Source organism: Streptomyces sp. NPDC088194, assembly GCF_040702025.1.
GTDB lineage: Bacteria > Actinomycetota > Actinomycetes > Streptomycetales > Streptomycetaceae > Actinacidiphila.
Window position 1 is genome coordinate 14,452 of sequence record NZ_JBFBIV010000050.1, and the last position, 13,863, is coordinate 28,314.

The 13,863-nt window shown below is 74.5% G+C and carries 7 protein-coding genes; 4 read left to right on the forward strand and 3 right to left on the reverse strand.

The window, feature by feature from the left end; genetic code table 11:
- Positions 1 to 1,032 (forward strand): mannonate dehydratase, encoded by a 1,032-nt coding sequence (locus AB0399_RS25420; protein ID WP_329372387.1) that lies wholly within the window; start codon positions 1 to 3, stop codon positions 1,030 to 1,032.
- Between the two features lie 52 nt (positions 1,033 to 1,084).
- Here the strand turns inward: AB0399_RS25420 and AB0399_RS25425 are convergent, their stop codons facing one another.
- The gene (locus tag AB0399_RS25425) at positions 1,085 to 4,957 is read right to left on the reverse strand and encodes a glycosyl hydrolase (RefSeq protein ID WP_366412907.1); all 3,873 of its coding nucleotides are present in this window, start codon (positions 4,955 to 4,957) and stop codon (positions 1,085 to 1,087) included.
- A gap of 365 nt (positions 4,958 to 5,322) precedes the next feature.
- Here AB0399_RS25425 and AB0399_RS25430 point away from each other — a divergent pair, with 365 nt between their 5' ends.
- The 3 genes from AB0399_RS25430 (at position 5,323) to eno (ending at position 11,886) form a co-directional block, all read left to right on the forward strand.
- On the forward strand, positions 5,323 to 9,621 hold the full coding sequence (locus AB0399_RS25430) for a hypothetical protein (protein ID WP_366412908.1): 4,299 nt from the start codon (positions 5,323 to 5,325) through the stop codon (positions 9,619 to 9,621).
- A 444-nt stretch (positions 9,622 to 10,065) separates the two neighbouring features.
- Positions 10,066 to 10,566 carry an inorganic diphosphatase gene (locus AB0399_RS25435; RefSeq protein ID WP_366412909.1) on the forward strand — a complete coding sequence of 167 codons (501 nt, stop codon included), beginning with the start codon at positions 10,066 to 10,068 and terminating at the stop codon, positions 10,564 to 10,566.
- Between the two features lie 54 nt (positions 10,567 to 10,620).
- A complete protein-coding gene (gene eno / locus AB0399_RS25440) occupies positions 10,621 to 11,886 on the forward strand; it encodes a phosphopyruvate hydratase (protein ID WP_366412910.1) in 1,266 nt (421 codons plus the stop codon).
- A gap of 239 nt (positions 11,887 to 12,125) precedes the next feature.
- On the opposite strand, the gene AB0399_RS25445 is transcribed toward eno, so the two are convergent.
- Together AB0399_RS25445 and AB0399_RS25450 are read right to left on the reverse strand one after the other, a co-directional pair.
- On the reverse strand, positions 12,126 to 13,013 hold the full coding sequence (locus tag AB0399_RS25445) for an alpha/beta hydrolase (protein WP_366412911.1): 888 nt from the start codon (positions 13,011 to 13,013) through the stop codon (positions 12,126 to 12,128).
- Positions 13,014 to 13,191: 178 nt separating this feature from the next.
- Positions 13,192 to 13,593, reverse strand: a complete 402-nt coding sequence (locus AB0399_RS25450) for a MerR family transcriptional regulator (RefSeq protein WP_329372400.1) — start codon at positions 13,591 to 13,593, stop codon at positions 13,192 to 13,194.
- Positions 13,594 to 13,863 lie beyond the last annotated feature (270 nt).

Consider the following 13,863-nt stretch of genomic DNA (forward strand, 5'->3'; position numbering starts at 1 on the left):
ATGGTGATGCGTATCGCGCTCGGGCACATAGACGCCTACGACGACCGGATCGGCACCTTCGCGCGCCAACTGGGCCTCGGCAGCCTCCAGTTCCACGCGCCGAAGGACCTGCCCGGCACCGACGGACACTGGAGTACCGCCGAACTCGCCGCCCTGCGCGGCCGATGCGAGGAGGCGGGGCTGCGGATCGAGGGGCTGGAGAACGTGCCCGCCGCGCACTTCTTCAAGATCCAGCGCGGGCTGCCGGGCCGGGACGAGCAGATCGAGGGCTTCTGCCGGACCCTGCGCAACATGGCCGCGACCGGCTACGACCTGCTCGGCTACAACTGGCTGCCGACCTACGTGTGGCGCACCACGATGGACGCCCCCGGCCGCGGCGGCGCCGCCGTGACCGGCTTCGACCTCGACCTGGCCCCGGCCGGAAACGCCCTGGCCGGCTACAAGCTCACCCCCGAGGAGCCGATCACCGAGCCGATCACCGCCGAGCAGTCCTGGGCCCACCACCAGTACTTCCTGGACGCGGTCCTGCCGGTCGCCGAGGCCGAGGGCGTACGGCTCGCCCTGCACCCCGACGACCCGCCGGTCGACGAGCCGCTGGGCGGCGCTACCCGCATCTTCACCTCGCCCGCGGCGCTCGCCGAGGCGTGGCGGCGCAGCGGCGGCAGCCCCGCCTGGGGGCTGGACCTGTGCCTGGGCACCGTCTCGGAGATGGCCGGCCAGGCAGCCGCCGAGGAGATCATCCGCGCGATGGGCCCGGCCGGCAAGATCTTCTACGTCCACTTCCGGGATGTGCAGGGCACCGTCCCCCGCTTCGCGGAGTGCTTCCTCGGCGAGGGCAACCTGGACGTCCCCGGGGTCTTCGGCCTGCTGGACGAGGTCGGCTTCGACGGGTTCGTGATCGACGACCACGTCCCCGCCCTGGTCGGCGACCCCGGCACCTGGGCGGACACCTCCGCGGACGCGTACATCAGCCGCGGCCGGTCGTACGCGATCGGCTACCTCCAGGGGGTGCTGGACGCCGTCCGGCGGTGAGCCCGCGGGGACCGCGGGTCCGGGCGCCGGGCCGCCCGGCCCCGCGGTCGGGTCATCCGGTGGTGACGGCGGCCCGGCCGTACGGCGTGAGGACCACCGGGCCGAGCAGGCCGTTGCCGGTGCGGGTCCGGCCGCTCGCGCCGGTGCCGGGGGCGACCCGGACGGCGTTGACCAGCGGGGTGGCGACCTGCACGGTGATGGTGTTGTCCCCGCTCCTCAGCGCGTCGCCGAGGTCGATCCGGGACGGGTCGGCGAAGTCCACCGGTGGCAGCGCCGTGCCGTTGACGGTGACCTCGGCGGTGTCGGTGACGCGGCCGAGGTCGAGGAAGGCGTGCCGGCCGCCGGTCCAACCCGGCGGCAGGGTCAGGTGGGTGGTGTAGTCGGCAGTGCCGGCGACGTCCTGGAGGTCGACGGGGTAGCCGGCCGCTTTGGTGACGGCGGTCCAGGCGGGCAGCGCGCCGGTGTCCGGGTCGGCGCTGACGGCGATCGGGCCGATCGTGGTGTGGGCGGTGTCGCCGGGCGCGCCGCTCCGGCCGGGGGTCCAACTGTCCACGGTCAGCTGCCAGTTCGCGAGGGTGGCGGCTGCCGGCACGTCGGTGATGGCGGTGCCGGCCGTACGGCCGTCGGACAGCGTGGTGCGGAACGTGCCCGGGCGGCTGGACTCGATCGCCAGGCCCCCGCCGGCGTCGAAGACCGCCCGGTCGGCGGTCGTGGCGGTGGCGGAGACCGGGCCGGGACCGGTGCCGAACTTCCCGGTGTCGGTGCTCACGGCGACCACCGTGGCGTCGTGGGCGCCGAGCCGCACGTCGAGCGTGACCGCGCCGCCGGACGCGGTGTACTGGGCGAGCGGGGTGACGGCCCCGGTCCACGTGTCCAGCGCGTAGGGCGTCCCCTTGCCGGTGAGGGTGAGGCGCTGGTCCACCGCCCGGGCCGAGTTGTTGTACAGGTAGTAGTACTGCGTCGCGCCGTCGTCGCGGCGGACGTCCAGGAGGGCGCCGCTGGTGGGGTCGCCGGTGTGCGCGGCGGCCGGGGTGATGCCCAGGCGCGCCAGCGCGGCGGGCACGGCCGCCTCCGCATCCACCCGCACCACATGGTGCCCGGCCGCCTTCGCCGTCGCGCCGTCCTCGCCGGCCAGGGCGTAGAGGGCGTCCCAGTCCGCCTGGACGCTCCGGTCGGCCGGGCCGGCGTCGTATCCGGGGGTGGCCATCGCCGCCGGCGCGGCCGGGCCGATGACGACCACGGGCAGGCCCGCCCGGGCGAGCGCGAGGATCTGGGCGGCGTCGGCGGCCTTCAGCGACCGGGGGTCGTCGAGGACCAGGGCGTGGTAGTCCGACGCCCCGGGGAAGAGCACGCCGTCGCGGTAGTCCTTCGACGCGTCGGTGAGGAAGGCGGAGTCCGCGTAGCCGTAGGTGTAGCCGGCCGCCGCCATCGCCGAGGTGTTCTTGACGACGCTCGCCGGGTCGTCGTACGCCTGACCCGCCAACCCCACGTTCTGGTAGTAGACGCCGACGTCGTAACTGGGCCTGCCCTGGCGCAGCACCAGTGACATGCGGGCGATGTCGTCGTTGAGTGCCCTGGCGTCGCGCCACTGCGGCATCCGCGGGCCCCACGCCTCGGAGAAGCTGGTGTTGCCGCCGTAGCTGAAGCCGGGCCAGACCGACCCGGCGCCCGAGCCGGCCGGGGCGGTCGGGTAGGGCATGCCGTGCCAGACGATCTGGTTGTCGCCGCCGGCCATGTCGACGTAGACCTCGCTGGTGAGGTTCTGCGCGGCGGTGGTGGCCCAGACCTGCGTCTTGATCGCGCAGCACTCGCCGGACACGATGGTCGCGCCGGTGCGGTCGGCGCCCGCCGCGATGACCTTGAAGTCCTGGTCGGGGTTCTTGCCGTTGAACTCGAAGCCCTCGCCCTCGGGGATGCCGACGTGCGTGCCGGCCTCGGCGGCGTCGATCGGGGCGCCGTATGCCTGCGCCCTGACGGTCAGGCCGTTGGCCTCGGCCCAGCTCTCCAGCGCGGTCAGGTAGCGGTTGCCGTACAGGTCGCTGAAGGTCTGTTCGTAGTCCCTGACCATGCGGGCGCTCTGGCCGTCGCTGTAGGTGAACGCGACCGGGTGGCCGCTCACCCGGCGGGCGTCGAAGCCGGCCAGCGCGGGCAGCGCCTGGTCGACGGAGTAGCCGCGCGACTGCCGGAACCGGTCGGGGAAGTCCCAGGTCCAGGTGAGCTCGTCCGACAACTCCAGCGAGTCCTCGAAGATGGCCGGGGTGCCGGCGGTGCGGGCGGTCCGCGCGATGGCGTCCCTGACCGCCGGGTCGGCGAGGATGTTCCGGTCCCAGAAGCCGGTGAGGGCGGTCGCGCCGTCCGCCGACAGGTGGTCCAGGACGTACGCGGAACCGGTCGGCGAGACGTTGGTCGCCGCCTGGCCGTCGGCGGTCTGGTAGAAGTCCAGCACCACCCACGGATGGCCGTTGCCGCGCGGGAACGTGTAGCTCAACCCGCCCCGGGCGTCGAGCTTCCCGGTGACGTCGGTCACCGAGGAGCGGTCCAGGGAGACCGGCGCGGTGGAGGCGTCGCAGGCGGTGGCGCACTGCGCGACCTCGACCGCGACGAGTTCCTTGGCGGCGGTGTCCACCGCCCGCTCGCCGACGGCGTGCGCGCTCGCCACCGGGGTGACCGTGACGCCGGTGCCGGGCGCGACGATCCGCTCGCCCGCCGCGTGGGCGTGCGCCAGGGCGGTGGTGAAGGTGAGGTCCTGCCCGGCGTCGCTCACCGCGGCGCCGGGCGGGTGCGCGGCGCCCAGCGCGGTGCGGACGGTGACCTGCCTGGTGGCCGGGTCGACGGCCGACACCCGCGCGGACTCGACGGCGGCGCCCGGGTCCACGGTGAGGGTGTCGCCGGCCTCGATCCCGGCGACGGAGGACAGCACGAGCGTGGTCGCGCCGGCGCTGGTGGCGGTCGACAGCGTGGTGCCGCCGGCCGCGCTGCCCGCTGATCTGATCGTCGCGGTGTCCTGGTCGGCGCCCGACCCGATCGTCACGGTCACGCCCGCGACCAGGTTGGTGTCGGTGGTCGCCGTCACCACCCGGGTCGCGCCCGCACCGGCGGCGCCGGCGAGGGTGGTGCACGGGGAGGAGGTGCCCACCTTCCGCACGGTCACCACGTCGGTGGCGGTGTCCGTCCCGGTGGCGCCGGCCGGGCCGAGCGCGATCCGGTCCCCGACGGCGAGGTTGCGCGTGGAGTCGAGCAGGACCGTGCCGGCGCCCGCGGCGACCCGGCCGCACAGCGTCCTGGTCACCGACGGCGGCGGCACGAGCGTGGCCGGCAGGGCGCCCGCGCGGGTGCTGCCGGGCGGGTCGAACTCCCGCCCGTAGAGGACCTGCTGGGCCACCTGCGGCTGGTTGAAGCTGTCGACGCTCGGCACGGTCGGCGGCCACCTCGGGCCGGCGGCGAGGTCCAGGATCAGCCCGTCCTTCACCGCCTCCGCCTCCATCACCCGCACCCGGTGCGACCACAGGGCGGTGCCGTAGCCGTACGTCGACAGGTACGGCTCGCTGCTGTGCAGGGTGCTTCCGGGGGCGTTGGGGGCCGGGAAGGCCGTCACCTCCGCGCCGCCGGCGCCGGCCGCGGCGATCTGCCCGAGCTGGGACCGCAGTTCGGCGTCCGACTCGTCGGCGACCGGCAGCCACCAGCGGTACTTCGGCCGGTCCACCGCCGGCGGGTCCGCGAACGAGGCGGCGGTGAGCACGGGGTTGGGCTCCTTCACCCGGGGCGCGGCACCGGCCGTGGCGGCGCCCTCGCCCGTAGCCGTGGCCGTAGCCGTAGCCGTAGCCGTGCTCGCCGTCGTCGCGGAGGCGAGCAGCGCGGCCGCCATGGCCAGTGCCGCCCAGGAACCGTGCCGGGTCCGGTGCCCGCTGCCTCGTGGTCTGGTCACTGCGCCTCCGGACGTGTGGACGCGATCCGGACCGACCGACGTCAGAACGCCCTTTGTATCCGGCGGATTCGCGGGAGAAAAGCACGACACGTCCGTGTTCGCGCGGAGATGTCGGCGAGCGGCCGCCGGCCACCTGACCGGCCGTCACGCGCGGCGCCGCGCAGGGCGCGTGGCCGCGCCGACCGCGTGCGCGACCGAGACGCGCGAGAAGGGGATGCGCGGGAAGCAGGGGCGTGGGGGAAGAGCGGGAGCGTGCGGGAAGAGGGTGCGCGGGAAGCTGACTCGGGGGCCGGGAGAAGCGGGCCGCGGAGGCGCGGGAGCGGACTCCGCTTGTGCGGCCGGACGCGATTGGCCATGATCGAGCGGTGAGCGACGGTGTACAGGGCGTGTTCAACTCCGTGGCCGCCGACGTGTACGCGCCGGTGGTCCAGGCGGGCTCGGTCACCGGCGGGGTCACCATCCACCACCACGGGACGGCCCGCCGGCCGGTCACCGCGGTGGGCAGGCTGGCGCACTGCCCCCCGTGGCTGGCCCGCCTCACGTCCGCCGACGGCGGCACCGCGCAGGCCGGCGCGCTGGTGGACGACCGCCACCTGATCACCTGGGCGCGGGCCGCCGCCGGGCAGACCCCCGCGTGCGCGGCGGCCCCCGGCCAGCAGGTCCTCGTCGAGTTCCCCTTCACCGGCGAGCCGACCGCGCACCACGCCACGACCGTGGAAGTCGTCGAAGGCGCCGCGCTGTTGCGGCTGGACCGGCCGGTCCCGCACACCCCCGCGCCGCTGTCGCCACCGCCGGAGCTGTACGGCCACGGCTTCTGGGTGCACGGCTTCCCGGCCGGCCAGCCGGGCGCGCGCCAGGAGCACGGCACCCTCGACGGCGCCGCCGGTCCGGGCGGCCGCTGGCTGCAGGTCACAGGGCCGACCGGCTGGCGGACGGACCCCGGGTTCGCCGGCTCGCCCGTCTTCGACGACGACCTCGACGCCGTGGTGGGGATCATCGGGTGGCACGACGGCCCGTACCGCGGTTGCCATGTGCTGCCGGTGTCCGCCTGGCTGACCCGGTGGCCGTTCCTGCGGGCCCGGCTCGGCTGGCGGCTCGACCTCGATCCGCACCTGAAGACGCACTGGCTGCCCCGCGCCCGCGGCTCCGAGGTGGAATCCGACTCCGGCGCCTGGTACTTCACCGGCCGGCACGCCGCGCGGCAGGCCGTCTGCGACTGGCTCGCCGAGCCGCACCGCCCGCTGCTCGTGGTCACCGGCGGCCCCGGCACGGGCAAGTCCGCGCTCCTCGCCCACCTGCTGGTCTCCTCGGACCCGCGGTGGGCGGGCGAGGTGCCGACCGACGGTCCCCGGCCCGCCGCCGGGTCGTTCGACGCCGCCGTGCACATGAAGGGCAGGACCCGCGACGAGGTCGTCGAACTGCTCGGCTCGCTCGCCGACGTCCGCGCCGGCAGCCAGCAGGAGCTGCTGATCGGCCTGCGGGAGCGGCACGCGGCGACCGGTGAGGTCTTCACGGTGCTGGCCGACGCCGTCGAGGAGGCCGCCGGAGTGGAGGAGGCCACCCGGATCGCGAGGCTGCTGCGGGAGTTGGCGAGCACCTCGGCGGTCCGGGTGGCGGCGGCGGTGCGGACCGCGCCGGCCGGCACCGAACGCGCCCGGATCATGGCGGCGTTCGGCCGGACCGCCCCGCGGATCGACCTGGAGTCCCGCGAGTACCAGCGCAACTTCGACGTCGCCGACTACGTACAGCGCCGGCTGACCCACGAGGACGCCGAGAGCCCGCGCTACCGGCGGCGAACGGAGGCCGAGACCCGCGCCATCGGCCGGGCGGTGGCCCGCAAGGCGGGCTACAACTTCCTGATCGCCCAGGTCACCAGCCGCTGGCTGCTGCTGCCCGACACGCCGCCGCTGGACCTCGACGACCCGGAGTGGGACCGGGCGCTGCCGGAGACCATCGGCGAGGCGATGGAGAAGTACCTGGACGCCTTCGGCGACGACAAGCCGCTCGTGGAGCGGTTGCTCACCGCGCTCGCCTTCGCCCGCGGTGACGGGCTGCCGCGCGGCCCCGGCTGGCTCGCCGTCGCGGACGCGCTGCACCCCGGCCACGCCCATACCGGCGCCGAGCTGGCGAAGGTCTTCCAGAGCGCCGCGAACTACCTGGTCGAACGCATGACATCGGCCGACGGGGAACCGGCGTACCGGCTCTACCACGACGCGCTGGACGAGCATCTGCGCGGCCGCTGCCCGGAACGCGACCCGCACCGCGCCATCGTGACGACGCTCCTGGCGGCGGTGCCCGCGCACGGCCGCGGGCGCGCCTGGGCGGACGCGGACCACTACACCCGGGCCCAACTCGCCGTCCACGCGGCCGACGTGGCCGGCCCGGACGGATCGAGCGGGCTGGACCTGCTGCTGGCGGACGGCGGCTTCCTCGGGCATGCCGTGCCCAGCCCGCTGCTCGCGGTGCTGCCCCGGGCCGGCACGGAAGAGGGCTGGCTCGCGGCCGCCGTCTACCGCGCCTCCAGCCACAAGCACCGCCACGCCGAGCCCCGGACCCGGTGCCTGCTCCTCGCGGTCGACGCCGCCCGGTTCGGCGCGCACGACCTGCGCGAGAGCCTGAACCGCGCGCTCGCCGACCTGTCCGGTCCGGCACGGGACCTCGGCTGGCGGGTCGGCTTCGCCACCGGCGGCAAGGTGCACGCGGCGAACACCGGGACGCTCGACGGACATCGGACCGTGGGCGTGGTCAAGGTCGTGGCGGCCGGCGCGTTCGACGACCGCGTGCTCGGGGTGAGCGGCTGCGGGCAGGGCATGGTCCAGGCATGGGACCTGACGGAGCAGCGCCCCATCGGCGACACCTTCCTCGCCATCCCCACCAGCGTCCCCGGCACCGAACACCGCAAGGAGATCACCGCGCTGGCCGTCGCGGAACTCGACGGCCGTCCCGTCGCCGTGTCGGCGGGCCAGGACGGATGGCTGCGGGTCTGGGACCTGGCCGGGCCGCAGCAGATCGGCGAGATCCCCACCGGACAGGGCGGTGCGGTGCAAGGACTGGCGGTCACCGAACTCATGGGCGCCCTGGTCGCGGTGACCCTCGGCAAGGACGGGACCCTCCGGATGTGGGACCTCGCCGAGCAGCGTGCGTGCGGCGGCCCGTTCGCCGGGCACCGGGGCACCATGACCGCGGTCGAGGTGATCGACATCGACGGCGGTCCGGTGGCGGTCACGTTGGAGATGACCGTGGGCCCGTTCGGGCAAGGCGGGGTGATACGGCAGTGGGATCTGCGGGCGGGTGCGGAGATCGGCGCCCCGATGGAGATCAGCGGCTGGGTGTGCGGCCTCGCTGTCGCCCAGGTCGAAGGCCGTCCGGTGGCCCTGACCGCCGGCAAGGCGTTGCGCGTCTGGGACCTGGCGCGGCGCAGGAAGCTCGCCACCCTCACCACGGACGACAGCTCTCTGGTCGCGACCACGGTGCGGAACGGGCGCCCCGTCGCCGTCAGTTGCCGGAGCCGCGAGGACGGGGCGGGCACGCTCCAGGTGTGGGACCTGGCCGAGCACCGCAGGATCGGCGGCGACCTCACCGGCCACACCAACGAGATCGTGGGCCTGGCGACCGCGACGGCCGCGGGCCGGCCGATGGCGGTCACCTGCGGGGCCTACCAGAGCACCTTGCGGCTGTGGGACCTGGGCGAGGTCGAGCACCGCCGGATCGGCGCCCCGCTGGAGGGACATCGCCAGCAGACGACAGGAGTCGCCGTCCTGGAGCGGGCCGGCCACCGGTTCGCGGTCACCAGCAGCCTCGACCGGTCGGCGCTTGCCTGGGACCTGCACGGCGCGAGGCGTGCCCACGCCCCGCTGCCGGTGTCGTACGTCTACGGCATGTCCACCGCGATGGTGCGTGACGAGCCGAGCGCGATCGTCTGCACCACCGACAGGGTGCACTTGTGGAACCTGCGCACCGGCAGGTCCGTCCGGTTCCCGCTGGTGGTCGTGGTACGGCAGCGGTATCCGGAGTCGATGGACGTCGCCGAGATCGGCGGTCGGCCGGTCATGGTCGGGGTGGACTCCGATCGGCTGTACACCTGGGACCTCACCAGAGGCCGCCGGCTGACCGGACCCGTGGACATCGGAACCAAGGCCAACGTCCGCCTGGTCGAGATCGACGGCCGTCCCGCCGCCGTCACGGCCGGTGTCGTGGACAACGGCGAGGCGTATCCCGTACGGCTGTGGGACCTCGCCGCCGGCCGGCTGATCGGTGAGATGGGGTCGGCGGTGTCCATGGCGCTGGCGGTCACCGAACTGCACGGCCGTCCCGCCGCCGTCACCGCGGGCGCCGACGGGGCGGTTCAGGTGTGGGACCTGACCGCTGGAACCAGGATCATGGAACTGGGCGGGGGCACCGCGGTGTTCTGGTACGTCGTGACCGGGCGACTGCCCGACGGGAGCCCCGTCGCCCTCACCGTCGGACGCGACCGGACGCTGAGGGTGTGGGACCTGGACGCCCGGCAGGCCATCGAGGAGATCGCACTTCCCGGCGACCCGCACGGGCTGGCGCTCGGCGAGGAGGGCACCGTGGCCCTGGCCCTCGACGACGACCTCGTGGTCCTGGAGACGAACCTGACGAGCACGAGGCGGGCACCCGCGTCCGCGCCACCCCGCGGCTGAGCCCGAGCCGCCGCCCGCCCCGGCCCGTACCGGTCGGAACCGCCAGGGCAGGCCGCGGCGCCGCCGCTCGACTCGGCGGGCGGGATGATCCATGGGATACTCGGATAAGCGCGCGGACGAGGCGCACGCCAACGGTGTGCGCGGTGCGTGCCGGTGAGGGGGCTCACCAAAACCGCGGCTCTCCGCTGCTTACGGTCCCTGGTCGATGCATCGATCAGGAGGCGCCGTGCCCATACCCGTACCTCCCCCGCCGACGGCGACGCGCCGCGGCACCCATCGTGCTCCGGTCCCGCAGCCGCGCCCCTTCCCGCCGGGCGGGCACGCCACCGCCCGTACGCCCTCGGTCGCCCCCCCGTACCTGGCCGCGGCTCGCGCGCCCGTGCACGGTCCTGACCAGGGGTCCTGATCATCGGGGGAGTCCGACCACCGGACGAGGAGGACGTCGTGGAAGCGGAATTCGACGTGACCGTGGAGATCCCGCAGGGTTCGCGGAACAAGTACGAGATGGACCACGCGAAGCACCGCATCCGGCTGGACCGGACGCTGTTCACCGCCACCCGCTACCCGGCCGACTACGGCTACATCGACGGAACGCTGGGCCGGGACGGGGACCCGCTGGACGCGCTCGTGATGGTCGGCGAGCCCACGTATCCGGGGTGCGTCATCAACTGCCGTGCGGTCTGCGTGTTCAGGATGAGCGACGAGAAGGGCCCGGACGAGAAGGTGCTGTGCGTGCCCGCCCGTGACCCGCGGTACGCGTACCTGCAGGACATCGGCGACGTGCCGCGGTACGACCTGCTGGAGATCACCCACTTCTTCGAGGTCTACAAGGACCTCGAACCCGGCAAGTCCGTCGAGGGCTCGCACTGGGACGGCAAGGACGCGGCGTACGCCGAGATCGACGCGTCCCGCGAGCGCGCCGCCCACGCCCGGGCCCGGACCTGACCGCCGCGGACCGGTCGGCCCGACGACACCCCGCGCCCCGAGAACGGACCAGCCATGACTTTGCGCATCTCCGAGTTGCACGCGGTCGAGATCCTGGACTCGCGGGCTCGCCCGACGCTCGCGGTGACCCTGGCCACCGCGGACGGGACGCGGGTGCGGGCGGGGGTGCCCTCGGGTGCTTCCACCGGCAGCCGTGAGGCGGTGGAGCTGCGTGACGGCGATCCGGCGCGGTTCGGCGGGCAGGGTGTGTCGAGGGCGGTGGCGCAGGTCAGCGGTGAGATCGCGGAGGCGCTGGCCGGGCGGGACTTCGGGTCGGCGGCGGACGTCGACGCCGCGCTGATCGAGCTGGACGGGACGCCGACCAAGTCGCGGTTGGGTGCCAACGCGATCATCGGTGTCTCGATGGCGGCGGCGCGTGCGGAGGCCGCGGCGCGGGGCGCGGAGTTGTGGGAGTCGCTGTCGGCGGTGGCTCACACGCCGCCGCGGCTTCCGGTGCCGCACTTCAACGTCGTCAACGGCGGCGCCCACGCGGCGAACGCCCTGGACTTCCAGGAGTTCATGCTCGCCCCGCTGGGCGCGCCGGGTCTCGCCGAAGCGGTACGGGCCGGCGCCGAGGTGTACGGGCGGCTCAAGGCGCGGCTGGCCGCGGCCGGCCATGCGACCGGACTCGGTGACGAGGGCGGTTTCGCGCCCGCCATCGACAGCCCGGAGGAGGTGCTGGGCCTGCTGGTCGAGGCGATCGAGGACGCCGGGTACACCGCGGGCCGGGAGGGCGTGGCGATCGCACTGGACCCGGCGGCGAGCGAGTTCTGGCACGAGGACCACTATGTGGTGGCCGGCGAGCGGCTCTCCTCCGACGAGTTGATCGACCGGTACGAGGAGATCGTCGGGCGCTTCCCGGTCCGGAGCATCGAGGACGGGCTCGCCGAGGGGGACTGGGACGGCTGGGTCCGGCTGACGGCGCGGCTGGGCGAGGAGGTCCAGATCATGGGGGACGACATCTTCGTCACCAACCCGGCGATCATCACCGAGGCGATCGACCGGAAGGTCGGCAACTCCGCGCTGATCAAGGTCAACCAGATCGGCACCGTCACCGAGACCCTGGAGGCGATGCGGATCTGCCGTGACGCGGGCTACACCCGGATGGTCTCGCACCGCTCGGGGGAGACGGAGGACACGTTCATCGCCGATCTCGTGGTGGGTACGGGTGCCGGTCAGCTCAAGTCGGGGGCGCCGGCGAGGGGCGAGCGGGTGGCGAAGTACAACCGGCTGCTCGAACTCGCCGACATCCAGCCGGAGTTGCCGTACGGCCTGGCCTGAGCCGCAATCCGTGGGGCCGGCGGCGCCTCGTCGGGACCGGCGGGGTCCGGCGGGTCCGGGAGCAGCCGGCGGTGTTCGAGCCGATCCCGCTGGGCTCGGTCGAGATCCTTGCGGGCGTGGCCGTCTCCGCTGGCGAGGCGATTCCCGCGGTGTGACGGCCCGCGGCCGGCCGAACCGGCCCCGGGCGTACGCCTGGAGGGGCGTTTCGGCGGGGCGACCGCGGATCGTCGGCGGGCCGACTACGTCGCGCGGCCGGCCGCCTCGGCGAGGTGGCCGGCTACGGTCCGGGACCCGGACCCGCCCAGCAGCAGCGAGTAGTGGTTCTCGTCGGGCACGAAGCACACGTCCACGCCCTCGTCGGCCAGCCCGCTGGAGGCGATCACCTCCGGCGGGTACAGGCCCACCGGCTCGTTCCGCAACCCGCGCTCGGCCCACAACAAGGTGGCGGGCAGGGTCAGTTCGTGGATCGCGGCGAAGACCTCGGGGTTGCGCAGCTGGTCCCTGCCGTCCTCCCGGACCGCCGCCGCCCGGCACGCCGAGCGCAGGTGCGGCTCCTCGCCGGTCAGGTCGCGCTCCAGGTACCGGGCCAGCGCCGGCCCGCCGAGCCGGCCGAAGGCCGGATGCCCGGCCCAGAACCGGTGGTAGGCCGCCCGGTCGGCGAACTCCATGTCCAGCCTGGCCATCGCCGGGCCGAGCACCGAGCGCAGCATCGCGTCGACGTCCGCCCCCGCCGGCACCGGGACGCCCAACCCGCCGTCCACGAGGACCAGTTCGCTGTAGCGCCCCGGGTCGCGCCGGGCCGCGGCGCACGCGGCGTACCCGCCCATCGAGTGGCCGGCCAGCACCGCCCGCCCGATCCCGAAGTGGTCGAGCACCGCCACCAGGTCCTCGGCGTGCCGCGCCATGCCGTACGGGCCCGGCAGGTCCCGGCTGTGCCCGCGCCCGCGCAGGTCGGGGGCGATCACCTCCACGTCGCCGAGCGCCTCGGCGACCAGCGCCCAGGACAGCCCGTTCCCGGAGATGCCGTGCGCGGCGAGCACCACGCCCGCGCCCGGCCGGCCCGGCCATCGCCGTACCGCCAGCCGCCCGCCCGCCACCTCGACAGCCGTGTCCTCCCACGCCCGCATGCGCGACTCCCGCTTCCCGCCGTCCGATACGGCCCGAGCAGGATCAGGATAAGGACCGCGGGGCCGCACGTCATGGGCGCGGCGCACCCCGCGCGCACGCCCCCCCACGCGCCGGACGGCCGTATCCGGCGGGCCGGGGGCATCCAGGGGCGGGTGTCGGGTGTCCGGGAGCGGGTGCTCAGGGGCGGGCGCCCTGCTCCAGCCGGGTGCGGAGGGTGGCGGCGAACTCTTCGGCCCGGGCCAGCTGGACCCGCAGGTCCTGGATCTTCGTCGCGGCGGTCTGCTCGTACGCCCTGACGCGTTCGAGCAGGGCTTCGCGCTCGGCGGGGGAGGGGGCCGGGGTGTCCAGGCGGTCGGTGGCCGCCAGCAGGTCGCGCATCTCCTCCAGGGTGAAGCCGAGCGGCTTCATCCGGCGGATGACCATCAGGCGGGCGACGTCGGCTTCGGTGTAGAGCCGGAAGCCGCCCTGGGACCGGGCGGAGGGGGTGACCAGGCCGGTCTCCTCGTAGTGCCGGATGGTTCGCAGGGACAGTTCGGTCCGTTCGGCCACCTCGCCGATCTGCATGTGCCTGCTGTCCACGACCGTGTTCCCGGCCCCTTCTCTTCCGTGGCTTCTCTTCGCTGGGACGTCACGCCGACGTCACGTGCCGCGGGCCGATCGCCAGCCATCTCTACCCTAACGTTAGGGTAGAGTTTCCGATGGTGAGGGCGGCCCGCGCCGCCCCCCATCAGTGTGCGGGCTTCCGTGCCCGCGCGCTGCCATGTCGGGGCCGACGACGCCCCCGCCGAACCCGCGAGCAGGAGAGACGAGGCGTGCGCATGTCCCAGCCGCTCGCTGCCGCCTGCTGTC

Coding starts and splice junctions, on each gene's coding strand:
- AB0399_RS25420 (WP_329372387.1), top strand. CDS start 1: ATGGTGATGCGTATCGCGCTCGGGCACATAGACGCCTACGACGACCGG.
- eno (WP_366412910.1), top strand. CDS start 10,621: ATGACTTTGCGCATCTCCGAGTTGCACGCGGTCGAGATCCTGGACTCG.
- AB0399_RS25445 (WP_366412911.1), bottom strand. CDS start 13,013: ATGCGGGCGTGGGAGGACACGGCTGTCGAGGTGGCGGGCGGGCGGCTG.